Origin of the sequence: Deinococcus sp. YIM 134068 (genome assembly GCF_036543075.1) — a bacterium.
Lineage (GTDB): Bacteria > Deinococcota > Deinococci > Deinococcales > Deinococcaceae > Deinococcus > Deinococcus lichenicola.
The window spans coordinates 1-21655 of sequence record NZ_JAZHPF010000001.1; the positions used below are offsets into that span (position 1 = coordinate 1).

The 21655-nt window shown below is 70.0% G+C and carries 21 protein-coding genes and 1 riboswitch; of the genes, 7 read left to right on the forward strand and 14 right to left on the reverse strand.

Annotation, left to right across the window (positions count from 1 at the left end):
• Window positions 1-129: 129 nt before the first annotated feature.
• Together V3W47_RS00005 and V3W47_RS00010 are read right to left on the reverse strand one after the other, a co-directional pair.
• A complete protein-coding gene (locus V3W47_RS00005) occupies window positions 130-723 on the reverse strand; it encodes a TetR/AcrR family transcriptional regulator (protein ID WP_331823095.1) in 594 nt (197 codons plus the stop codon).
• A gap of 109 nt (window positions 724-832) precedes the next feature.
• Window positions 833-1852, reverse strand: a complete 1020-nt coding sequence (locus V3W47_RS00010) for a D-alanine--D-alanine ligase family protein (RefSeq protein ID WP_331823096.1) — start codon at window positions 1850-1852, stop codon at window positions 833-835.
• Between the two features lie 232 nt (window positions 1853-2084).
• Between V3W47_RS00010 and V3W47_RS00015 the strand changes: the two genes are divergently transcribed.
• From V3W47_RS00015 to V3W47_RS00025, 3 genes are all read left to right on the forward strand, one after another.
• Window positions 2085-3803, forward strand: a complete 1719-nt coding sequence (locus tag V3W47_RS00015; protein WP_331823097.1) for an ABC transporter substrate-binding protein — start codon at window positions 2085-2087, stop codon at window positions 3801-3803.
• A 238-nt stretch (window positions 3804-4041) separates the two neighbouring features.
• A complete protein-coding gene (locus V3W47_RS00020) occupies window positions 4042-5064 on the forward strand; it encodes an ABC transporter permease (protein WP_331823098.1) in 1023 nt (340 codons plus the stop codon).
• A 40-nt stretch (window positions 5065-5104) separates the two neighbouring features.
• Window positions 5105-6136, forward strand: a complete 1032-nt coding sequence (locus tag V3W47_RS00025; RefSeq protein ID WP_331823099.1) for an ABC transporter permease — start codon at window positions 5105-5107, stop codon at window positions 6134-6136.
• A gap of 104 nt (window positions 6137-6240) precedes the next feature.
• Here V3W47_RS00025 and V3W47_RS00030 read toward each other — a convergent pair whose 3' ends face one another.
• The 6 genes from V3W47_RS00030 to V3W47_RS00055 form a co-directional block, all read right to left on the reverse strand.
• The gene (locus V3W47_RS00030) at window positions 6241-6684 is read right to left on the reverse strand and encodes a hypothetical protein (protein ID WP_331823100.1); all 444 of its coding nucleotides are present in this window, start codon (window positions 6682-6684) and stop codon (window positions 6241-6243) included.
• Window positions 6677-7555 (reverse strand): CAF17-like 4Fe-4S cluster assembly/insertion protein YgfZ, encoded by an 879-nt coding sequence (gene ygfZ, locus V3W47_RS00035; protein ID WP_331823101.1) that lies wholly within the window; start codon window positions 7553-7555, stop codon window positions 6677-6679. Before ygfZ ends, V3W47_RS00030 begins: the two co-directional genes overlap by 8 nt.
• Window positions 7556-7638: 83 nt before the next feature.
• Window positions 7639-8742 carry a glutamyl-tRNA reductase gene (hemA, locus tag V3W47_RS00040; protein ID WP_331823102.1) on the reverse strand — a complete coding sequence of 368 codons (1104 nt, stop codon included), beginning with the start codon at window positions 8740-8742 and terminating at the stop codon, window positions 7639-7641.
• The gene (locus tag V3W47_RS00045; protein WP_331823103.1) at window positions 8739-9308 is read right to left on the reverse strand and encodes a precorrin-2 dehydrogenase/sirohydrochlorin ferrochelatase family protein; all 570 of its coding nucleotides are present in this window, start codon (window positions 9306-9308) and stop codon (window positions 8739-8741) included. Before V3W47_RS00045 ends, hemA begins: the two co-directional genes overlap by 4 nt.
• A gap of 192 nt (window positions 9309-9500) precedes the next feature.
• Window positions 9501-11036, reverse strand: coding sequence for a uroporphyrinogen-III C-methyltransferase (gene cobA, locus V3W47_RS00050; RefSeq protein WP_331823104.1), 1536 nt, complete (start codon window positions 11034-11036; stop codon window positions 9501-9503).
• Between the two features lie 557 nt (window positions 11037-11593).
• Window positions 11594-11947 (reverse strand): hypothetical protein, encoded by a 354-nt coding sequence (locus V3W47_RS00055; RefSeq protein ID WP_331823105.1) that lies wholly within the window; start codon window positions 11945-11947, stop codon window positions 11594-11596.
• 45 nt (window positions 11948-11992) lie between these two features.
• On the opposite strand from V3W47_RS00055, the gene V3W47_RS00060 reads away from it, so the two are divergent.
• Entirely contained in the window at window positions 11993-12739 is a 747-nt protein-coding gene (locus tag V3W47_RS00060; RefSeq protein WP_331823106.1) for a GNAT family N-acetyltransferase, read from the forward strand.
• 51 nt (window positions 12740-12790) lie between these two features.
• On the opposite strand, the gene V3W47_RS00065 is transcribed toward V3W47_RS00060, so the two are convergent.
• The 4 genes from V3W47_RS00065 to V3W47_RS00080 all read right to left on the reverse strand — a co-directional run bounded on the left by V3W47_RS00065 (window position 12791) and on the right by V3W47_RS00080 (window position 16811).
• Complete coding sequence (locus V3W47_RS00065) at window positions 12791-13018, reverse strand: DUF4287 domain-containing protein (protein ID WP_331823107.1); 228 nt, start codon at window positions 13016-13018, stop codon at window positions 12791-12793.
• Window positions 13019-13092: 74 nt separating this feature from the next.
• Window positions 13093-13986 carry a P1 family peptidase gene (locus V3W47_RS00070; RefSeq protein ID WP_331823108.1) on the reverse strand — a complete coding sequence of 298 codons (894 nt, stop codon included), beginning with the start codon at window positions 13984-13986 and terminating at the stop codon, window positions 13093-13095.
• A gap of 50 nt (window positions 13987-14036) precedes the next feature.
• Entirely contained in the window at window positions 14037-14627 is a 591-nt protein-coding gene (locus V3W47_RS00075) for a hypothetical protein (protein ID WP_331823109.1), read from the reverse strand.
• A 102-nt stretch (window positions 14628-14729) separates the two neighbouring features.
• Complete coding sequence (locus V3W47_RS00080; protein ID WP_331823110.1) at window positions 14730-16811, reverse strand: zinc metalloprotease; 2082 nt, start codon at window positions 16809-16811, stop codon at window positions 14730-14732.
• A gap of 214 nt (window positions 16812-17025) precedes the next feature.
• Window positions 17026-17132: riboswitch (SAM riboswitch) on the forward strand.
• 191 nt (window positions 17133-17323) lie between these two features.
• Here V3W47_RS00080 and V3W47_RS00085 point away from each other — a divergent pair.
• The 3 genes from V3W47_RS00085 to V3W47_RS00095 all read left to right on the forward strand — a co-directional run bounded on the left by V3W47_RS00085 (window position 17324) and on the right by V3W47_RS00095 (window position 20360).
• Window positions 17324-18331, forward strand: coding sequence for a homoserine O-acetyltransferase family protein (locus V3W47_RS00085; protein ID WP_442877191.1), 1008 nt, complete (start codon window positions 17324-17326; stop codon window positions 18329-18331).
• 114 nt (window positions 18332-18445) lie between these two features.
• Window positions 18446-19774 (forward strand): glycosyltransferase family 2 protein, encoded by a 1329-nt coding sequence (locus tag V3W47_RS00090; protein WP_331823111.1) that lies wholly within the window; start codon window positions 18446-18448, stop codon window positions 19772-19774.
• A 37-nt stretch (window positions 19775-19811) separates the two neighbouring features.
• Window positions 19812-20360, forward strand: a complete 549-nt coding sequence (locus V3W47_RS00095) for a nucleotidyltransferase family protein (RefSeq protein ID WP_331823112.1) — start codon at window positions 19812-19814, stop codon at window positions 20358-20360.
• Window positions 20361-20735: 375 nt separating this feature from the next.
• Here the strand turns inward: V3W47_RS00095 and V3W47_RS00100 are convergent, their stop codons facing one another.
• Together V3W47_RS00100 and V3W47_RS00105 are read right to left on the reverse strand one after the other, a co-directional pair.
• Entirely contained in the window at window positions 20736-21122 is a 387-nt protein-coding gene (locus V3W47_RS00100) for a hypothetical protein (protein WP_331823113.1), read from the reverse strand.
• A gap of 5 nt (window positions 21123-21127) precedes the next feature.
• On the reverse strand, window positions 21128-21628 hold the full coding sequence (locus V3W47_RS00105; RefSeq protein ID WP_331823114.1) for a hypothetical protein: 501 nt from the start codon (window positions 21626-21628) through the stop codon (window positions 21128-21130).
• Window positions 21629-21655: the final 27 nt, after the last annotated feature.

The following is a 21655-nucleotide window of genomic DNA, read 5'->3' on the forward strand; positions in this document are numbered from 1 at the left end:
ATCTGGGTGGGTGGGGAACGCATGGTGGGACCTCTGGAATCGGGCGGGGAATGAGTGAGTGAGAACTTGCTTACGGGCAGGGCAGCTTACGAGGAGTGCATACGCCCCCAGGCGGGCTGGGGTTCCGGTTCAGGGTTCCAGCCCCGGCCACAGCAGGTCGAGGAGACCGCGCACGTAGCGTCCGGCGTCCAGCGTCTCCGGGTTGCCCCGGTGGGTCATCAGCCAGAAGTGGACGAAGTGCAGCAGGGCACCCAGCAGCGCGAGGGCCGTCATCTCGGCGTCCACGGGGCGGATGCGGCCCCGCGCCACCTCCGCGCGCAGGTAGGAGGCGAGGGCCTGGGTGTCCTCACGCATGGGGTTGTCGAGGCGTTCGAGCAGGGGATTGTGGGCCGGGGCATAGCCCCGTGAGAAGACGAGAAGCAGGTTGGGCACAATCTGCCGTGCCGAGTCGAGATACAGCAGGAAGGCCCGTTCCAGGTTGCGGCGCACGTCGCCCTCTCCCACCCGCGCACTCAGCTCCGCGTGCCAGGCGGGTGACTCGCGCAGCCCCATGACCTCCTCGAACAGGTCCTCCTTCGTGGCGAAGCGTTTGAACAGCGTCCCCTCGGACACTCCCGCCCGCCGCGCGATTTCGGCGGTCGTCGCGGAAAAGCCCTGCTCCAGAAAGGCCGCACGCGCCGCCACCACAATCTGCTCGTCGGTGATCGTTCGGGGGCGGGGCATTGGGTGAGTATCCACTCACTAACCGTCGGCGGAGGGTGAGGTGGGACACAAGGGGCGGTCAGCCGTCAGCTTTCAGCGGTCAGACTTGAGGCTTTTGCTCCCGCGTCCCCTACCGCTTCTCCAGTGCCAGGTCCACCAAGCGCGTCACGAGGTCGCTGTAGCTCAGACCCGCCGCCTCAAAGAGTTTGGGATACATGCTCGTGGTGGTGAAGCCGGGCATGGTGTTCAGCTCGTTGAGGAAGAGGTCGCCCGTCTCCTCCACGTAGAAGAAGTCCACGCGGGCGAGGCCAGCACAGTCGAGCGCGCGGAAGGCCGTCAGCGCCAGCGTGCGGACGCGCTCGGCGACCTCGGCGGGCAGCGGCGCGGGAATGTGCATCGTCGCGCGGCCCTCGGTGTACTTCGTCTCGTAGTCGTAGAAGTCGGCGTCGAAACGCAACTCACCGACCGGGCTGGCGATGGGCGCGTCGTTGCCGAGGATGCCGACCTCCACCTCACGCGGCTTGTGGCCCGTCATTGCCTCCAGAATCACCCGACGGTCGAGGCTGAAGGCGAGGTCGAGGGCGGCATCCAATTCCTCCGGGCGGCTCACCTTGCTGATGCCGACGCTCGACCCCAGGTTGGCGGGCTTCACGAACACAGGGAGGCCGAGTTCGGCGGCCCTGGCCCTCACTTCCTCCGGACGGTCCTGCCACTCGCGGCGCACGGCGAGCCTCCACGCGACCTGCGGCACGCCCACCGAGGCGAGCACCTGCTTCGTCATCACCTTGTCCATGCCCACCGCCGACCCCAGCACGCCCGACCCGACGAAGGGAATTCCGGCGAGCGTCAGCAGCCCCTGAATCGTGCCGTCCTCGCCCATCGGGCCGTGGAGGAGGGGAAACACGGCGTCGTAGCCCTCGGCGCTCGCCGCGCGGTGCAGCACGAGGTCGCCGCCGCGCACCGCCTGGCCCGTCTCCAGCGCCCGCTGGGTGTCGGTGGGCGGGAGCCAGCGGCCCTGGGGGCTGATGACCACGGGCGTCACGTCGAAGCGGTCGCGGGGCAGGGCCGCGAGGACGCTGCGGGCGCTCATCAGGCTGACCTCGTGTTCGCCGGACTGACCGCCCGCCAGCAGCAGGATGCGTTTCTTCACGCGCGGCAGTATCGCACTCCCGGTGTGCAGGCGACTCAAGACGCTCAGACTGAGTACAGAACGGTGGAAAAACTGTGACTCAATCCGCGTTTTCGACCTTCCAACGTTCTTTGAAAACTCTCACATCTCCTGCTCAGGCTACGCTATATTGCTGAGCGAAGAACCACGACAAGGCACCGGACCCCAACATCCCAGGCTGTAGGCGGACGGTGCCCCTTTCACGGGAGGCTCAATGAAGAAATTTGCCTTGCTCAGCTCCTTGCTCCTCGTCGGCTCGGCCCTTGCGGCGGCCCCCAGGGACACCCTCGTCGAGCAGACGGCGGCGGACATCCCCACGATGGACCCCGGCGTGACGTATGACACGGCCTCGGGCGCGGTCGTGGAGAACATGTACGAGACGCTGCTGACCTACCGGGGCGCGAGCCTCACCCAGCTTGAGCCGCTGCTCTCGACCAAGTGGACGATCAGCAACGGCGGGCGCACCTACACCTTCGACCTGCGCCGCAACGTCAAGTTCCACTCGGGCAACACCATGGCCTGCGCCGACGCCGAGTACACCTTCGAGCGCAACCTCGTGACGAACTCCGCCGAGAGCGGCAACTGGTTCATCAGCGAGTCGCTGCTGGGCACCGGCAGCAACGCCAACGACGACAAGACGATCACCTGGGCCAGGATCGACCGCGCGGTGGAGTGCAACAACGCCGGGCAGCTCGTCTTCACGCTGCCGAAGGTGGACCCCGCGTTCCTCGCCAAGCTCGCCTACACGGGCCAGAGCATCGTGGACCGCCGCCACGCCATCGCCATCGGTGAGTGGAAGGGCACCCAGGCCGACATGATGAACTGGGTCGGCAAGGACCTGACGAATTCCAAGCTCAGCCAGCAGCCGAGCGGCACGGGTGCGTACCGCTTCGTTCGCAAGGACGCCAACGCCTTCCTGGCGACCGCGTTCGACGGCTACTGGGGCAAGAAGCCCGCGATCAAGAACGTGATCATCCAGAAGGTGCCCGAGCTGGCGGCGCGTCAGCAGGCCTTCTTGCGCGGTGACGCGGACATCATCGAGGGCGGCGGGCGCGCGGTGGACGAGGAGCAGATCAAGGGCAAGCCCGGCGTGACCTGGATCGACGACCTGCCCAACACCACGGCCACGGCCATCTTCATGAACCAGAACATCAAGGCGACCGGGCTGCTGGGCAGCGGCAAGCTCGACGGGCGCGGCATTCCCGCCAACTTCTTCACGGACGTGAACGTGCGCCGGGGCTTCAGCAACGCCTTCAACTACGGCCAGTACATTCAGGACGTGCAGAACGGCAAGGGCAAGCAGCGCACCGTGCTGCTCCCCGACTCCTTCCCCGGCTACGACGCGGAGGTCAAGACCTACCGCTTCAACGCCGCGCAGGCCCGCACGTACTTCCAGCGCGCGTGGGGCGGCAACGTCTGGAAGAACGGCTTCGTGCTGACGGCGAACTACCGCCAGGGCAGCGTGGCCTCGCAGACGGCGATGGAGATCTTGAAGCGCAACATCGAGTCGCTGAACCCCAAGTTCAAGGTGAACATCCAGGCCAAGCAGTGGAGCGAGATGCTGGAGTCCTCCAAGAAGGGCGAGGAGGCGATGATCGTCATCGGCTGGGCACCCGACTACGCGGACCCGGACAACTTCATGTACACCTTCTACTCCAGTAACGGCTACTACTTCCCGCGCAGCAACTTCAAGGACGCGCAGGTGGACAAGTGGCTGGATCAGGCCCGTCAGACGGTCAACGCCCAGCAGCGCAACCGCCTGTACAGCCTGGTGGGCAACCGCGCCTACGAGCAGGCCCCGTACATCCTGGTGCCCGCCGGCATCGGCTACAGCTTCGTGCGCGACAACCTCGTGGGCGCGGGCAAGACCAACTTCAACCCCATGATCTCGTTCGCCACCGGCACCTTCTGGAAGGAACTCAGCAAGCGATAAGCGCCTGAGCCGGTCGAAGAAGCGCAGCAGGGCGGGGCAGTTCCCACGGTGGGCTGCCCCGCCCTTCCTTCGTTCCCCCGACCTCGCTCCGGGCTGGCGGCGCGCGCCCCTTTGATTTACCCTGACTTGTTCACCCTACCCGGACGCCCGGCGTCCTTCGTTCGACCCCCCGGCCCCCGCCTCTTTCCTTCAAGGTCCGTGTGTCGGTGTCTCTTGAAGCGCCCCTCCCGAGGCCCCCATGCTCAACTTCATCGTGCGGCGGCTGATCCAGATTCCGCTGGTGATGCTCGTCCTCTCCCTGCTGATCGTCGGCCTGACGCAGCTTCTGACGCCCGAACAGCGCGCCGCGCCCTACATCCGCAGCGAGCAACAGGCGGCCCGCCTCGAGCAGATCATCGAGGAACGCGGACTGCGGGACCCCTTCATCGCGCAGTACGGCAACTGGGCGACCAAGACCTTGCAGGGCGACCTGGGCTACTCGCGCGCCAGCGGCAAGGACGTGTGGCCTACCATCCGGGAGCGGCTGCCCGCCACCGTCGAGCTGACGATCCTGACGGCCATCCCCATCCTGCTGCTGGGGGTGTGGCTGGGCACGCTGAGCGCCCTGCACAAGGACAAGCTCATCGACCAGATTCTGCGTGTGCTGGTGGTGCTGGGCTACAGCCTGCCGAGCTTCGTGGTGGGCATCGTGCTGCTGGCGACCTTCTACGAGCGGCTCCAGATTCTGCCCGGCGCGGGGCAGGTCAGCGTGATCAACCAGTTCACCATCGGCGACCTGCGGCGTCCCACCGGGATGCTCTCCATCGACGCCATGCTCAACGGGCGCTGGGACGTGGCGTGGGACGTGATCCAGCACATGATCCTGCCCGCGCTGACGCTGGTGATCGTGCTGTCGGCGAACATCATCAAGGTGATGCGGAACAACATGCTGGAGGCCCTCACGAGCGACTACGTGCGGACCGCCCGCGCGAAGGGCCTGTCGAGCCGCGTGGTGAACAACAAGCACGCCCGGCGCAACGCCCTGCTGAGCATCGTGACGCTGGCGGGCTTCCTGATCATCGGGCTGCTGGGCGGCTCGCTCATCACTGAGACGATCTTCGCGTACCCCGGCGTGGGGCAGTGGGTGGTGCTGGCGGCGCAGCAGACCGACCTCGCCGCCGTGCTGGGCTTCGCGCTGATGTCCGCCGTGATCGTGGTGGTGGTGAGCACCATCGTGGACATCCTGTACGGCGTGATCGACCCGCGCGTGAGGTTCGACTGATGCCCGCCCAACGCCCGCTCTCCCATTTCAAGGAGGCCCGATGACCACCGTCTCGACCGCCCCGCAGCCGAAGGCGCAGGCCCGCAGCCGCTGGCAGCTCTTCTGGACGAGTCCCGCCGTCCGCAAGCTGCGGCGCAATCCGCTCGCCATCACCGGGCTGGTAATCACGCTGCTGTTCTGTCTGCTGGCCCTGTTCGCCCCCCTGATCGCCAAACCCAGCGGCAACTGCCTGCGCGACCTCAACCTCACGAGTCCCAATCAGGTGTACAACCCGCTGGGCGCGGGCTTCTGGCGGGCGACCCTCGCGCCCCCCGCGAGCTGCTACGCGACCGAGCGCCTGAGCTTCGAGCAGCGCCCCCGCAAACCCAGCGCGCAGGCCCCCTTCGGCACGGTGAACGGCTACAACATCTTCTACGGCCTCGTGTGGGGCACCCGCACCGCGCTGAAGATGTCGTTCATCATCGTGGCGATCACGCTGGTGATCGGGGTCATCGTCGGGGCCGTCAGCGGGTACTACGGCGGCTGGATCGACAACCTGATCCAGCGGTTCATCGACGTGCTGCTCGCGCTGCCGCCCCTGATCCTGACGGTCGTGATCCTGACCATCCTGCGCGCCCGGTTCCAGAGCGGCGCGGGCAGTTACGACCCGACCATCCCGATCATCGTGGCGTCGTGTATCGCCGGCTGGGCGGGGTACGCGCGCATCATTCGCGGCGAGGTGCTGAGGACCCGGCGGCTGGAGTACGTGGACGCCGCCCGCAGCCTCGGGGCGCGCGACTGGCGGCTGATCATGAAGCACGTCGTCCCCAACAGTGTGGCCGCCGTCTTCACCATCGCGGTGCTGGACCTCGCCACCGTGCCGCTGAGCGTGGCGGGGCTGTCGTTCCTCGGCCTGGGCTTCGAGTCGGGCTACTCGGAGTGGGGACAGATGGTGGACTTCGCCCGCGCGTGGCTCAAGCCCGAATACTGGTACGTGCTGGTCTACCCGGCGGTGTTCATCGTGCTGTTCAGCCTCGCCTTCAACCTGTTCGGTGACGGCCTGCGCGACGCGCTCGATCCCAAGAGCCGTTGAGCGTCGGAGAGTCGGAGAGAAAAGAGAAAACCGCCCCCTGGTGTGGAAGCCGGGGGGCGGTTTCGGTTGTGGGCTGTGGTTGTGGGTTATGGAAAAGGTGGGGATTAACGGGAACGTTCGCTCGCCGCGCGGAGGAGGGCGGGAAGGCTCATCCACGCGGCGAGGAAGGCCAGCGCCGACACGAGCCACAGCGCGAGGAAGGCGGCGGGCTGGTGGAGACACGCGCAGCCGAGCAGGAAGGGCACGGCGGGCGCGGTCCCGGACTGGAAGGCGGCGGTGAGGGCGGCCCCGGCGGGCGGTCCCTTCGGGTCGCGGGCGGCGAGGCGGGCGAGGGACAGGGCGGCGGCGGCGAGGACGGCGGCGAGCAGGGCGAGGGCCGCCACCCACCCGGCGGGCAGGGGCGCGGGCCGGGTCAGGAGGTACAGCCCACCGAGCGGTAGCCCCGGCAGCGCGAGCAGGAGGAAGGCGGCGACGAACGCCCGGCGCGCGGCGCGGTTCAGGTCGGCGGGCGTTCCGGCGCGCAGGTCGCGGGCGAGGGCCTCAAACATCGGCGGGCGTGGGCGTCAGGCTCCCCACGGTCGCGGGCACGCCGCCCACCTCCACCCGGTCGCCGGGGGCGAGTTCCTTCCGCAGCCGCGCGAGGCTCAGGCCCCCCGCGTGTGCCCCCGCCTGCCCAACCGTTTTGCCCTCACGGATGACTTCGGCGTGGGCGGGCAGCCCGTCCCCCTCCAGCCCCGCGAGGTGGTAGCGGGCATTTCCCCGTGCCTCCAGCCGCGCCATGATCTCCTGCCCGACGTAACAGCCCTTGCGGTAGCTCATGACCGGGAGGAGACCGCCCACGTCCAGCCCCACCTCCTGCGGCAGCGTGCCCACGAAGCCGTCGCGCACCACGTCGGGGATGCCCGCCCGGACGCGCAACTCTTCCAACTCGTCCAGGGGCGTTTCCCCTCCCCCGAGTGCCTCCCGTACCCCCTCCCCATACCGGGTGAGGAAGTGGAGGTCCACGCCGGGCGTTCCCGTGCGGTTTATACGACCGGCGAGGACCGTCCCCCCGCTCAGCTCGAAGGTCTGCGCGTCGGGGCCGTCCGGGTTCCAGCCGGATACATCCTGCCCCCAGACGTGAACTGTGCCCAGCTCCTCGGTCACATCACCAATCTCGACCTGATCGAAGATAATATAGCGCCGAAGCCGAGCGGCGAGGCCTACCGACTGCCCGGCGTCGAGGTGAAGGTACACGTCGTCCTTCCGTTTGTACGCCCGCGCGAAGAACTCGATCTGGCCGCGCACGTTGAGGAAACAGCAGGCAACCATGCCGGGAGTCGGGGCACCGCGCAGGTCGTTCGTCATCTGCCCCTGCACGAAGTCCACCCGGTCGGTGCCCGTCAGGCGCAGGGCGCTGGAGGGGAGGAGGGTCCACATGGGGGCAGGGTACGGGAAATGGGGGAGGCGGTTCGTGGTGCGCGGTACGCGGGAAAGACTCAGGAACCGCGTCCCGCGTCCCCTCAGGCGCTCGCCACCGCCAGCTCCCGCCGCTGCCGCCCAAGCTGCGCCTCTCGCGTCAGATGCCAGCGGCTGAGGTCGGCGACGGCCTCTCGGATAATGGCCTCGGCGTGGGGGAGGGCGGCGCGGCGGCTTTGCAGGTTGCGGCTCACGATGGCGGTGAGATCGTCGAGGTTGTAGAGGTGCGCGCCCGCCACGTCCGCGATATTCGGGTCGAGGATGCGCGGCACGCTGATGTCGATGAGGAACATGTCCCGCTCGGGCCGCCGCCCCAGCGCCGCACGCACGCCCTCGCCGTGCAGGACGTAGTGGGGGGCCGCACTCGATGCGATCACCACGTCGGCCTCTGGCAGGACCTCGTGCAGATACTCGGCGGCGCAGACCCGGCCCCCCACCTTCTCGGCGAGCTGGCGGGCACGGGCCTCGGTTCGGTTGACCACCACCACGTCGCGCACGCCCGCCGCCCGCAGGTGGGTGAGGGTGAGTTCGGCGGTCTCGCCCGCACCGAGGATGAGCGCCGTGCGGCTGGCGAGGTCGCCCAGCGCCGCCTGCGCGAGTTCGACGGCGGCCCCCGACACGCTGACCACCCTGTCGCTCAGGCCCGTCTCCGAGCGCACGCGCTTCCCGGCGGCCAGCGCCCCCTGCGCGACCTTGTTCAACAGCCGCCCACCGGGGTTGTGCTCGTGGGCCGCCTGCCACGCCCGCTTGACCTGCCCCTGAATCTGCGTCTCGCCCACCACGAGGCTGTCGAGGCCCGCCGCCACCCGGTACAGGTGCGTGACGGCGGCGTCCCCCCGGTAGACGTACAGGTAGTCGTCGAGGGCGTCGCCCCACGCGTCCTCGAAGGCGCGCACCGGGTCGCCCCGCAGCCCCGCAAGGTAGACCTCCGTGCGGTTGCAGGTGGAGAGCAGCATGACCTCGGCGGCGTGGCGCGAGAGGTGGGCGAGGATCGCGGCCTCGTCGCTCGCGCGGACGGCGGCCCGCTCCCGCACCTCCACGGGGGCGGTCTGGTGGTTGAGGCCCACCACGGCGAAGTCGAGGGGCGCGGGGTGCGCCGAGCAGGGCCGGGCGAGAAAGGCGCGGGCGGTCGGGCAGGCGAGCGTCACGCGGCTCCCCCGGCGGAGAGGCCCATCGCCGCGCGGATGTCGGCGCGCAATCCGGCGAGGGCACGCTCACGGGCGGGACCGGACAGCCCCAGCGCCTGTTCCCGCCGTGCTACCCAAACGTCCACCTCTTCGGACGAGGGCAGCAATCCCATAATGCGCTCGCGCACCGCCTGGGCCAGCATGGGCAACTCCCGCCCGGTGCTCACGGCCACACGAACGCCGCCGCGCTCCGCCACGGCGGGAAAACGCAGGGTGCCCCGCGCCGCGTCGCCCGCGTGGTTGACAGGTAGACCCGCCGCCCGCGCGTCCCCGGCCACGGCGTCGTTCACGTCCTCGCGGTTCGTGGCGGCCACGACCACGCGCTGCCCCTCCACGTCGGCGGGGCGGTAGGCGCGGCGCTCCACCCGCACGGGCAGGGTGCCGAACTCCGGCAGGAGGTCCGGCGCGACGACTGTGACCCGCAACCCGGCGTCCAGCAGCGTCCGCGCACGGCGCAGGGCCACCGGGCCACCCCCGACCACCAGGGCCGGTTCGCCACGCCATTCGAGGAAGACGGCCAGACTCACGAGGCGCAGCATAGCGTCTGAGGCCGGGGCGCGCGTCCCCGACCGAACGGTAAGAAATGCGGTAGGGACGGCATTCTTGAGCTTGCTTCGTGCTTGGCTGGGGGGACAGCAGGAGGGATCAGGAATGAGAGATGAGGGGATGGAAGCGAGGGCGAAAATGAGAGGCTTTCCCTCCCGGCGAGCCTCCGACGGTCAGCCTTCCCTCTCCCCCAACCCCTCTCCCCTTCCGGCAACGGCCCACGCGGCGGCGTCCGCCAGGGCCTCCAGGGTGGCGGTCTCGGCGACGGTGACGCGGGTGAATCCGGCACGGCGGGCGGCGTCGGCGGTCTGGGGACCCATCGCGGCGACAGTGAGATCGATTCCGGCGAGGGCGGCGAGGTGGCGGGCCGCGCTTCCCGAGGCGAGCGTCACCACGTCGGCGGCCCGCAGGCGATTCAGGGCGTGTTCGCCGGGCCGGGCGGGTTCGGTGCGGTACAGCTCCGCGCGCTCGTAGCGCAGGCCGCGCGCCTCCAGCTCACGCGCGAGGTCGTCCTCGGCCACCTGACTCGTGAGGTGCAGGGCCACGTCGCCGGGCCGGGCGGGAAGTTCTGCGCCGAGGTGAACGGCACCTGGGGTGGACGGCACGAAGTCGGCGCGGAGGCCACGCTCCGCCAGAGACCGGGCCGTGCTCGGCCCGACGGCGGCGATCTTCATACGGGCGAGCGCGCGGGCGTCCAGACCACGGCGCTCCAGAAAGGAGAACAGCGATTTGACCGCCTGATTGCTCGTCAACAGCAGCCAGCCGCCAAAGTCGTGCAGGGCGTCTTCCACGGGTGAATCGTCGGGAACCTCCGCGAACCGGATGAGGGGCACCTCCAGCACGTTCGCGCCGCGTGCCCGCAGCACCTCCGAGAGCGCACTCGCCCCGTCCCGCGTGCGGGTGACGGCGACGCTGCGGCCCGCGAGGGGTCCGCCGAAGCCCGACCCCGCGTCGAACCAGCGTAGGGTGTCGCGCAACCGGGCGACCTCGCCCACCACGGTCACGGCGGGGGCCTCCAGCCCGGCCTCACGCACGGCCCGCGCGATGGTTGCCAGCGTGCCCGTCGCCACCCGCTGCTGCGGCGTGGTGCCCCATTGCACGGTGGCGGCGGGGGTATCGGGCGAGCGGCCCGAGGCGATGAGGTCGGCGGCGATCCCGTCGAGGTTCCGCACCCCCATCAGCAGCACGAGGGTGTCCACGCCGGACAGCCGCTCGTAGTGCGCGCCCCCCTCCTTCGTGTTGCCGGTCAGGACGGCGAAGGAGCGGGCCGACTCGCGGTGGGTGACGGGAATCCCGGCGTAGGCGGGCGCGGCGATGGCGCTCGTCACCCCCGGCACGACCTCGAAGGGCACCCCGGCGGCCACACACGCCTCGGCCTCCTCGCCGCCGCGCCCGAACACGAACACGTCCCCGCCCTTGAGCCGCGCCACCCGCCGCCCACCGCCCTCCCGCGCCTTCGCCACGATCAGGGCGTTGATCTGCTCCTGCGAGATGTACTCGGAAAAGCCCTTCTTGCCCACATAGATCGTCTCGGCGTCCGGGCAGTGGCGCAGCAGCTCGGGGTTGGCGAGGTAGTCGAACAGCACCACGTCCGCCCGCGAGAGCGCCTCCACGCCGCGCACGGTGATCAGCCCCGGATCGCCCGGCCCCGCCCCGATCAGGGACACGAACGCGCGGGAGGCCGGGGCAGAGGGGTCGGGAAAGCTCATGCCGACAGGCTAGCGGCCCATGCGGGGGACAAATGCGGGGAAGGGGCAATAAAAAAGCCGCCTCTTCGGCGGTGATAGGAAAAAGATAGCGTGATATGCATGGGAAGTCAACTCGTGCAGCCGGGAGGAGGGGGGAGCGTACTAGGATGCGTCTGGAACGGCGTTTTCTTCTGCCCTTCCAGGGAGGGCAAGAGTGAGGCGGGTGAATAGGGTGGCGCTCGCAGAGGCGGCGGATGATTCGTTGACCTTCCAGGGACGCCAGGCCCGCCCCCCCCACCTTCCCCCTCAAGACGCCTGATATGAATTGCAGATTGGGCAATGAAGGCGTTTTCGTCGTCCAGCAAGAGGAGGAGCGTCGCTCGTCACCCCTCTCCCCGACCCTCTCCCGCAGGGGGAGGGGGAGCAGAAAGCACATCCGGTACGCCTATTTTCTCATTCACATCAGGCGTTCAAGGGGGAGGAGCAAAAGAGAAAGTCCCGCGCCTCCCTGTGGTCATCCGTTTAGGGCCGCTTTCCAATGCGGTGCTGGCGGCTGGAAGCTGGCCGCTGGCAACTCCTTATCCCGTCTGCACGCACCCGCTCAGCGCGAGCCTGCCGCTGACGTTCTCGCGCATGGCAGCACCCGCGCCCTGCTTGACCCAGGCGAAATCGGTATTGCGGTACAGCACGTCTCCCGCGTTCTGCGCGAGGTTGAGAATGTGCGTGCGGCCCGCGAACTCCACGCGCGCCCGGCCCGGATACAGGGTCACGTTGACGCGGATACCCCCCTGACAGCGGAAGACGGCCCGTCCGACGACCCCATCGCTCGCCGCTCCAGCAGTGGCGGGGCCTCCGTCGGCGAGGGCCGGGGTGCCCGCCAGCAGCACCACCGGGAAGAGGGCGACACGGAAGGAGGCAGCGGGTCGTCTCATGTGGCGAGTATTTCACATTCCGGGGAGGGTGGGTACGCTGAGACCGTGGCCGACCCCTTCTCGCCCGACCCTCTGCCCCGCCTCGCCCGCGTGGAGGCGGTGGGGCACCTCGCTTATGGAGTGTTCGGGGCGGCGGCGCGCTTCGGCCCCCTGACCGCCGTCCATACCGGACCGGGGGTACCCGTGAACACGGGATGGCACGACGGCGGCGACCCACCGACCGAGACCGACCTCGCGGCCTTCGAGGGCTTCTGCGCGGGGCACGGGCAGCCCGCCATCCTCCATCTCCTCTCGCACGCAGCGCCGCCCCTACTTGCGCTCCTCTCTTCTCGCGGCTACGGGTTGACGGGGGTGCTGCACGCCTACACTCGTCCTCTGACGGACCTGCCCACCCCGCCCACGTTGGACGTGCGGGAGGAGGCGGGCGCGGAGACGTGGGCCGACCTCGCCTCACTCGCCTTCGGGCCGGGAAGTGGGGCGATCATGGGCTTGAACGCGCGCCTGCCCGGCACCCACCGCCTCGTGGCGCGGGTGGACGGGACGCCCGCCGGAGTCGCGGCCCTGAGCGTGCGGGAGGGGGTCGCCGCCCTCTACAGCGCCGCCACCCTGCCCGAGTTCCGGGGCCGGGGCGTCCAGACGGCCCTCCTCGCCGCCCGGTTGCACCTCGCCGCCGAACTGGGGGCCGACCTCGCCAGCGTGGTCGTGACGCCGGGAAGCGGCAGTGAACGCAACGTGCGCCGGGCCGGGTTCGGGGTGGCGGGGGCGCGGCTGACGTTCACGCGGGAGAGGTGAGGTCGGGAAGTTCACCCGGCCCGGTCGCCGCAACGTCCCCGTGGGGCCGGGTCAGTTCTCCTGCCGTGCGCCCTCTCTGAGCTTGAGTGCGTCGTGCGCCAGCAGGCTCGCGTGCCCGTGCCCGAAGCCGTGTTCGGCCTTGAGCCAGTTCACGATCTCCATGAATCTTGTGAAGTCACGCTCCCTAATCCGGCCCATCCACTCGTCGATAGGCACCCCCGTCTTCTGCTCGATGTTGCGGTAGTAACTCTGCTTCACCTTGTCGGGCGTCTCACTCATAGGTCTTTCCTTCCGTGAGGTGGTCGCCGGGGCGTCTCCACGTCCGTTCCGTCTCTGGAGGATGTTGACCCATTTTACCTTCCCGCCATCCGCACCCCGTCCCGCACCGCCGCGCATACGGCCTCCTGCACGAGCGCCCCCAGGAGGAGGGGGTCGGCGGGGGGCAGGGCACACGAACTCAGCACGAAGGCGCTGTCGCCGTCCCAGAACGTGTGGCTGGGGTGGATGACCCGGCCCAGCGCGGCCTGAGCGGCGTCGGCGAGGCGGCGGGCGTCGTTCTTCGTCAGCGTGTGTTCGGTGACGACGGCGAGAAGGGTCGTGCTCTCCACGTCCCCCGGCGTGAAGGCCACCGCCCCCGGTCCCACCCCCGGCCCGGCCAGCACGCCGCCGCGCTCATCCAACACGTCCCCGATGGGATTGACGACGGCGAGCGCCCCGACCCGGACCCCGTGCCGCTCCACGCACACGCTCCCGAGGCCGCCCGGCACCGCGCCCACCCCCAGATACTTGCCCGCCGTCGTGCCCGTGCCCGCGCCGACGCGCCCGCGCTTCACCGGGTCCGCCGAGGCCGCCCGCGCCGTCAGCTCGCCCTCCCGCTCACCGGGCCTGGCCCCCGGATCGCCCACACCGAGGTCGTACACCACCGCCGCCGGGACGATGGGCACACGCGCCCACGGCGTCTCGTGGCCGACCCCGCGTTCCTCTAGCACGCGCACCACGCCCGCCGCCGCCGCCAGCCCGAAGGCGCTCCCGCCCGTCAGGAGCAGGGCGTGGACGCGCTCGACCTTCTTGTCCGGGGCGAGCAAAATCCCCTCGCGCGTGCCGGGACTCGGCCCCAGGAAGGACGCCGAGGCCACCGCGCCCGCATCCGGGCACAGGATCACCGTGCAGCCCGTGAGACCCACGGGGTCGGTCCAGTGGCCGACGCGGAAGCCGGGCACGGCGGTCAGGGTGGGGTTGGGGGACATGGCCGCTAGTCTGGCAGGTCACCCGCTGGCACAGGGCCAACGACCGCCGCTTATGCCCCCAGCAGCGCCAGCACCCGCCGCAACGCCTCCGCGCTCGGGCCGCCTTCCGCGTAGGGGTTGCGTTCGGGGTCCGCCGCGACCGCGCGGGCGAGGGCGAGGCCGCCGGGCAGCATGAAGCCGTAGCGGGCCAGGGGCACACTCGCCGGGCCGTCCTGCATGGCGAGGCGCACGCGGCTGAGGTTCAGGTTGGCGCGGCGTTCGAGGTCGGCGCGGGCGGCGTCCAGCGTGCCCCGCTCCGTGTCCGTCAGCGCCCCGCGTACCCGCTCCAGCGTGCGTTCGGCGGCGAGCGGGCCGAGGGTGGGCTGGTCGGGCAACCCCTCCAACGCGGCCCTGAGTTCGGCGCGGGCCTGTGCCCCCGGCGCTAGCGTGCCGCGCTCCAGCAGCCCGGCGAGGAGCCGCACGGTCACGAGCAGGTCGAGGGTGGGCCTCGCCTGCCTCAACTGCGCGACCGCCGTGAAGGATGAGGGGGGCTGTTCACTCTTGCGGCTGGGATCACTCATACGGGCGGGGTCACTCGTGCGCGGGGGGGCCGCCAGCGCCGGGCCGAGGCACAGGGCGGCGAGGAGCAGGGCACGCTTCATGCCCCCAGCCTAGCCGCGCCGGGTGATAGGCGGCTGACGGGGGGACATGGGAAGGGGCGGCTTTCCTGCCCGCCGCCCCCTTCCGCCTCTCCCCCGTTCCGCTCAGGGCGCGAGGCGCTTGCGCCGCTGCTCCGCCGTCTCCTCGGGGAAGATGACGGCACCGTTCTGCGGCAGGAACGTCTTGCTCACGCGCGGCTTCCTGCCGGAGGTCGAGAGGCCGTTCAGGTTCTCGTACCACTTGTACGCCTGCACGTCCACGCCAGCCGTCAGCGCGGCGTTCAGCACGGCGCGGTAGCCGCTGTGGGCGAGCTGCGCGGCCTCGAAGTAGGACATGCCGGCGTAGCGTGCTTTGGCCTGCACGAACTGGCTGTCCGCGCTCACGGCGGCGCTCGACACCGCGCTCGCCTTCCCGGCGCGGCGGGTGAGTTCGAGGATGGCGTTGGTGTTGTTCAGGTACGCGGCGGTCAGGTAGCGGTACTGGGCGTCGAGGTTGAACTGCCCGAAGGTGACGGCGAGGCTGTTGTACGTCATCACCGTCTCGCTCTGGTCGCCCGTGAAGACGTAGTAGAACTCGCCGTCCGGCCCGTAGGAGAGGTCCTGCTCGCTGTCGTAGCCGTCGTGCGGGTGCGAGAGGCTGAGGTGGTGCCCGATCTCGTGGACGGTCGTGTCCGTGAAGCCGAAGCCCGCGTCGATCAGGTCGGGCGTCAGGAACGAATACACGAAGGCCTGGGTGCCCGTCTCGTTGTCGTCGTAGGCGACGCCGAGCAGGCCATCTTGCCCGTTCGCCGCGTCGTTGAAGACCCGCACGGGCAGCAGGTAGCGGTTGTCGGGCACCGACTGGTACAGCCCGCGCAGCTCGTTCACGCCGTACTGGAACAGCAACTCGCCGCTGTAGTCCGCGTACTGGGGCGTGCAACTGTCCTCCGGCTCCACGAAAAAGCAGCGGTACGCCTCGGCGAGGTCGCCGCTCAGGGGCGTCTGGCGCACCACGTTGGAGAAGGTGGCGAAGGGCTGGAGCGTGGAGATGCGCTGCTGCGTGAGGGGCACGTTGAACAGCGTGGCGGGATCGGCGGCCCCGGCCCCCTGCGCCACGGTCACGTCGAGCTGAATCTCCTCCGGCTGGCGCGGCGGCGTCAGGGCCACCCGGTAGATCGGGCTGGGCGTGAACAGCAGGTTGACGCCGATGTAGCGCACCACCCGCGCGAGGTCGGGGCTGACCTTGCGCCCGTAGCCGACGCTGTACTTGCGGGTGCCGTACTCCCAGATCGGCGGCATCCGGTAGTCGGTCACTTCGTCGTTCGTCAGGTCGAGGTTGGTCACGTCGTAGGCGTCCGTCCAGTAGTCGGGGTTGGCCGACAGGTCGTAGAACCACACCCGCTGCGCCGCCCCCGCCGTCTCCCGCACGTTCCCGCCCCACGCGATCAGGCGGCGGCTGCCGCGCTTGCCGAACTGCCCCGCCGTCGTTCCCGCCCGGTCGGTGTCCACCCCGTCCGCCCGCGTGTACGAGTGGAACTCGAAGTCCGGGCGGTCGTACCAGTTCACGAGGAAGATGGTGTACTCGCTCCGGTTCACGCCGAGGCGGCCCGCGTTGTCGGCCAGCCAGTTCTCGGTGGACCGCCCGTCGATCTCCAGGTTCGAGGTAATTTCCTGATTGATGTTCGCGGCGGGCGTGGGGCAGACGTACCCCGCCGTCAGCGTCGTGGGGTCGGCGGGGGCCACGGCCTCCACCTCGTCACTCTGGCAGTTGTACAGCGCCGCCGGGAGGGTGAGGGACTGCTGCTTGCCGCTCCCCTTCAGGTACGCGAAGAAGTCGTCCTCGAACGTCTGGTCCGCGAAGACGTAGTTGTACGAGTAGTCGAAGGCGTTGCCCGTGCGCTCGGTCGTGCCGTAGGCGCTGGGAATGCGGGCAATGGTGTCATACGTCTTCGGCAAAATCCCGGCGAAGTCGGCGGTGTTCACGTCCCGCGCCGTCGCCACCTGGCCCGGTGCAGTTTGGCGGTAGCCCACGAAGACGACGTTCACCTTCAGCGTGGTGCGGATCGTGGCCTCCTGGCCGGGAGTGAGGGCCGACAGGTTTCCAAAGTCCGTCTGGGTGCCGCCCGACGTTTGCCCGCCGCACGCCGCGAGGAGCGAGAGGCTGAGGAGGGACAGGGCGGCGACGCGCAGGGTGTGGCGACGGTTCATAAGCCTCCTGTGGAAAGAAAGAGGTGTGAGGGGGAGGTGACGGAACGATGACGTGACGCTGTGGAGTTTACGACTTTCCCAAAGCCTTCCCATGAGCCGGTCGAGGGCAAAGAAACGCTCAAGGAAGTGGGACGCGGCTGGGACGCGGCCCCCTGCCCGCCTTGACCCCCCAGGGCGGCCCCTGCTACCTTGGGCGCAGCTCCCGCGTGGAGCGACCCTATCCAGAGCGCCCGAGAGACCTGGCTCGCAGACGGCGCGGCAACCGGACCCCATAGCGTCACGGTGCCAAGGCCAGCCCGATTGCGGCGTCAACGATGACGCGGCACGGGACCGATCAGGGAAGGTCACGCGGAGGAAGTTTCCACCCCGTCCCTTCTCCTCCCCGAGAGGGGGCTTGCCGTCACGGCGTCCCCCATGTTCTCCCCGCCCCCCGGCCCCCGAGGAGGCCCGCCGCACATGGCCGACCCCGATTCCTGTTGTCCCTGTTCTTCGTCCCCCACCCGGAGAGGCGCGTGACGGCCCTGACACGTCCTGCCGCCGTCCTCCCGCTCGCCGCGCCTGCGGACCCGACCCCGGTTCGGCGGACCGTGCGCCTGTTTCGTCACGAGCCGTTGCTGTTGGACTGCGGGCGACCGGTGAACGATGTGCGGCTGACGTACCACACCTACGGAACGCCGGGGGACCACGCCATTCTCGTGCTGCACGCGCTGACAGGCACGAGCGCCGTGCATGAGTGGTGGCCGGACTTTCTGGGCGAGGGCCGTCCGCTCGACCCCACCCGCGACTACGTGGTGTGCGCGAACGTCATCGGCGGCTGCGCGGGGAGCAGTGGGCCGGGGGAGCTGGGCGACGGCGCGGACGTGCCCCTCAGCCTGCGCGACATGGCGCGGGCGGGCCGGGCGCTGCTGGAGCATCTGGGCGTGCGGCGGGTGACGGTGGTGGGGGCCAGCATGGGCGGGATGCTCGCCTACGCGTGGCTGCTGGAGTGCCCCGACCTCGTGGAGCGGGCGGTGATCGTCGGGGCACCCGCCCGCCACTCGCCGTGGGCAGTCGGGCTGAACACCGCCGCCCGGAGCGCCATCCGCGCCGCGCCGGGGGGCGAGGGCCTCAAGGTCGCGCGCCAGATCGCCATGTTGAGCTACCGCAGCCCGCAGAGTCTCGCGCTGACGCAATCGGGGCCGAGTGCGCGGCGGCCCGGCACGCCCGCGATCACGACCTACCTGGAGCATCAGGGCGAGAAGCTGTGTGCCCGCTTCTGCGAGCGCACCTACCTCACGCTGACGGAGGCGATGGACCGCTTCCAGCCCACCGACGCGGAATTACGGGCCATCCGCACGCCCACGCTCGTGGTCGGCATCTCCAGCGACGTGCTTTACCCACCCGCCGAGGTGCAAGCCCACGCCGCCCTCCTGCGAACCTCGGAGTACTGGGAGCTGGAGAGCGTCCACGGGCACGACGCCTTCCTGATGGACCCCGGCGAGTTGCCCCGGCGGGTGCGGGCCTTCCTGCATTCGGAGTGACCCCGGCGGCGACAGGGTGAGCGCGGGAAGTGGCGAACTCGGACAGTCTTGCGGGGGCGGGCCGTGCATGGTGGGGGGAATGCTCCCGACCCCGCGCGCGGCCCGAGGCACCCCTTGAAGACCCTGCTCACCGCACTGGATGTGGTAGGGCTGGTGCTGCTCAGCCTGTACCTCGTGCAGTCGCTGTTCGCCGCGCTGCTGCCGCGCCCACGCCGACGGACCCCACCCGACGCCAGCCTGCGCTTCACCGTGCTCATTCCCGCGCTCAACGAGGCGCAGGTCATCGAGGCGACGGTGCGGAGTGTCCTGACGCTGGCCCCCGAGGTCCGGGTCGCCGTCATCGACGACGGGAGCGAGGACGCGACCGCCGCCCTCGTGGAGGGGCTGGCCGACGACGACGGGCGGGTGAGCCTGCTGCGCCGCGCCCGGCCCCACGCGCGGGAGGGCAAGGGCCGGGCGCTGAACTGGGCGGCCCAGCACCTTGTCACGGGCCTGCGCGCCGAGGGCCGGAACCTGACGCGCGAGGTGGTCGTGGTGCTCGACGCGGACGGGCGGCTCACCCCCGACCTGATCCCCGAGGCGCGGGCGGCCTTTGCGGACCCGGACGTGATGGGCGCGCAGGCCCACGTGCGCGTCCGCATGTCCGGCACGCCCAATACTCTGCACGGCTGGATCGGGCGGCTGCTGGAACTGGAGCAGGACATCGAGTTCTTCATCGTGCGCCATACCCAGCAGCTCCGCACCCGCTGGCACAGCGTCGCGCTGTTCGGCAACGGGCAGTTCATGCGCGCCTCGTACCTTGCCGGGCAGCTCGACCGGGGACGGGACCCCTGGCCCGACTGCCTCTCGGAGGACCTCGCCAGCGGCCTGGAGATGCGCCTCGCCGACCCCCGGCACCGCCTGGCCTTTCTCCAGAGTCCCGTCACCCAGCAGGGCCTCCCGGACCTGCGCCGCTTCTCCCGGCAGCGGGCACGCTGGGCGCAGGGAACGATGCAGTGTGCGCGGTACGTGCCCCGGCTGTGGCGCTCGCGGGTCAGGCCGGTGGCGCGGCTGGACCTCACCTACTTCCTCTCGCACCCGTGGACGGTCGGCCTCGTCCTCACGTCGCTGCTGAGCCAGCCCGTGCGGCTGCTGTTGGGTGAGCGCGGGCTGGTCCTCGATCCGGCGGTCGTCACGACGTTCACCGCGCTCAACCTCGCCTTTCAGATCAACTGGGTGGCCCGTTACCGGCGGCAAAATCCCCTGTCACCCGGCATGGTGCTCTTCGCCTTCGGGGGCCTGTTCGTCTACGGCTTCGCCCTGTTCCTGAGCCTGCCGATGGCGTACAGGCACTACCTCACCGGACGCCGCGTCTGGGACAAGAGCACCCGCCACGCCGAGGCACCCATGCCCCACTCCCCCGAAGCCGACGCTCAGGACGCCCGCCGCTCGAAGTGGGCCTGAACCTGCCGGTGCAGTTTCGGGGGCAGACTGTGGGGGCATGACCGAGGCCAGCTTCCTCTCCACCGTCCGGCTCAACCCGGTCAACGCCGCCCTCCTCGCCCGCCTGCCCAGCCTCGGTGCACCGCAGGCCCACCTCGTCGCCGGGGCGCTCTTCCAGACGGTGTGGAACGTCCTGAGCGGTCAGCCGCCGGGTGCCCACATCCGCGACTACGACCTGTTCTACTGGGACGCCGACACGAGCTACGAGGCCGAGGACGCCGTGATCCGCCGCGCCGCCGCCCTCTTCGCCGACCTGGGTGCCCGCGTGGAGGTTCGCAACCAGGCCCGCGTCCACCTGTGGTTCGCCGAGAAATACGGCCTCTCCCGCCCACCCCTGTGCAGCGCCCGCGAGGGCATCGATCAATTCCTGGTCGAATGCACCTGCGTCGGCGTGAGCGCGGCGGGCGAGGTGTACGCCCCGCGCGGATTGGACGACCTCACGGCGGGCCGCCTGCGCCACAACCCCCTCAACCACACGCCCACCCTGTACGCCGCGAAGGTGGCCGACTACCGGGCGCGGTGGCCGTGGCTGGTGGAGGTGGAGTGAGGGAAGTTGGGCGGTCAGGTCGTCCCGTCGCCCCCTCACCCCGGCCCTCTCCCACGAGGGGAGAGGGAGAAGAACAGCAAAAGCTCCTGCCCTTCAAAAACCGTCACTCTCGATGACCAATCCTTGCCCTTAGGCCCGACGCCCCAGACCACCACCACGCCTTGCTCGCGCAGCTCCCTGGGTGGGCCTTCCAAACAGCACGCAACAAGATCAAACGTTGCCACGCTGAGAACTTGACCACGGGCGCGGCCAACAAGCCCTTGCCTAGCGCAGCGCCACTCCCCCTGCCCCCTCTGCTTCGCAGCTTTGCAAGTCTGGGGGAGGGGGCTGGGGGGTGAGGGCAAACCGTGGCAAGACGCCCTGCCCCACCACCCCTCACGCCATCCGTACCCGCTCCCCGTAAACGGCGATCATCCCCGCCGTCCACACGACCTCGCGGGCGTGGTCGAGCAACACTTGTTCTATCGTCCGCCCGTGGGTAACCCACAGCCCCAACTGCTCTGGCGTAAGTTTCAGAACAGCCTCTCCTTCCCACTCCGAGAGTCGTGTGAGGCCCGCATCGTCCGGCGGCGGAAGTGTGCCTGTCGCGTGCGCTACCCGGTGCCACACCTCACGCTTGCTCGCCGTAAGCCGCGAGACCAGCCCCGCCACACGGGGCGACGGCTGCCCGTCCACGAGCGCCAGCGCCGCCCGCAGACTGTGGTTCGGTCCACCGTGAGCGCCTTCAAGCAACCGCGCCAGATCAGTGGGAGATAGAACCACGCCGCTCACCGGACCAGCCGGAAGGTTTCGCCGTCCCGCGTCAGCCGCCCCGCCTCCTGCATCCGCCGGGTGACGGTCCGCGCCTGCTCCTCGCTCAGCGGCGAGGACACGGTGAGGTCCCCCAGCGTGAAGCGCCCGCCCTTACGGTAGGCGAGCCGCAGGACCATCCGCTCCTGCACGTCGCCGCGCCCGGCGCTCCCCGCCCGCGACCCGAACGCCCGCCACACCAGCCATCCGACAAGAAGGCCGACGAGCAGGGCCACGGGCAGCATCCGCAGCGCCAAGTCCGGCGCGGCGATCTGTGCGGCGAGGGCGGCGAGGTCCCGCTGCGCCGCCTCCACCTCGGCGGCCCCGGCTCCACTCGCCACGAGGTCGCGCACGTCTCCGCGCTCACGCAGGAAGCGCATCACGCCTCCCGTATCCCCCCGCACGTAAAAGGCGCTGTAGGCGATCAGCGCGGCACTCATCCCCGCCAGCACGGTCACGGCGACACGCGGCACGTTCATGGGGACATGCTAGCGGGCAGGAGTGCA

Coding starts and splice junctions, on each gene's coding strand:
- V3W47_RS00080 (WP_331823110.1), bottom strand. CDS start 16,811: ATGAACCGTCGCCACACCCTGCGCGTCGCCGCCCTGTCCCTCCTCAGC.
- V3W47_RS00005 (WP_331823095.1), bottom strand. CDS start 723: ATGCCCCGCCCCCGAACGATCACCGACGAGCAGATTGTGGTGGCGGCG.
- V3W47_RS00095 (WP_331823112.1), top strand. CDS start 19,812: ATGACCGAGGCCAGCTTCCTCTCCACCGTCCGGCTCAACCCGGTCAAC.
- V3W47_RS00025 (WP_331823099.1), top strand. CDS start 5,105: ATGACCACCGTCTCGACCGCCCCGCAGCCGAAGGCGCAGGCCCGCAGC.
- V3W47_RS00105 (WP_331823114.1), bottom strand. CDS start 21,628: ATGAACGTGCCGCGTGTCGCCGTGACCGTGCTGGCGGGGATGAGTGCC.
- V3W47_RS00030 (WP_331823100.1), bottom strand. CDS start 6,684: ATGTTTGAGGCCCTCGCCCGCGACCTGCGCGCCGGAACGCCCGCCGAC.
- V3W47_RS00075 (WP_331823109.1), bottom strand. CDS start 14,627: ATGAAGCGTGCCCTGCTCCTCGCCGCCCTGTGCCTCGGCCCGGCGCTG.
- V3W47_RS00055 (WP_331823105.1), bottom strand. CDS start 11,947: ATGAGACGACCCGCTGCCTCCTTCCGTGTCGCCCTCTTCCCGGTGGTG.
- ygfZ (WP_331823101.1), bottom strand. CDS start 7,555: ATGTGGACCCTCCTCCCCTCCAGCGCCCTGCGCCTGACGGGCACCGAC.
- V3W47_RS00020 (WP_331823098.1), top strand. CDS start 4,042: ATGCTCAACTTCATCGTGCGGCGGCTGATCCAGATTCCGCTGGTGATG.
- cobA (WP_331823104.1), bottom strand. CDS start 11,036: ATGAGCTTTCCCGACCCCTCTGCCCCGGCCTCCCGCGCGTTCGTGTCC.
- V3W47_RS00065 (WP_331823107.1), bottom strand. CDS start 13,018: ATGAGTGAGACGCCCGACAAGGTGAAGCAGAGTTACTACCGCAACATC.
- V3W47_RS00070 (WP_331823108.1), bottom strand. CDS start 13,986: ATGTCCCCCAACCCCACCCTGACCGCCGTGCCCGGCTTCCGCGTCGGC.
- V3W47_RS00015 (WP_331823097.1), top strand. CDS start 2,085: ATGAAGAAATTTGCCTTGCTCAGCTCCTTGCTCCTCGTCGGCTCGGCC.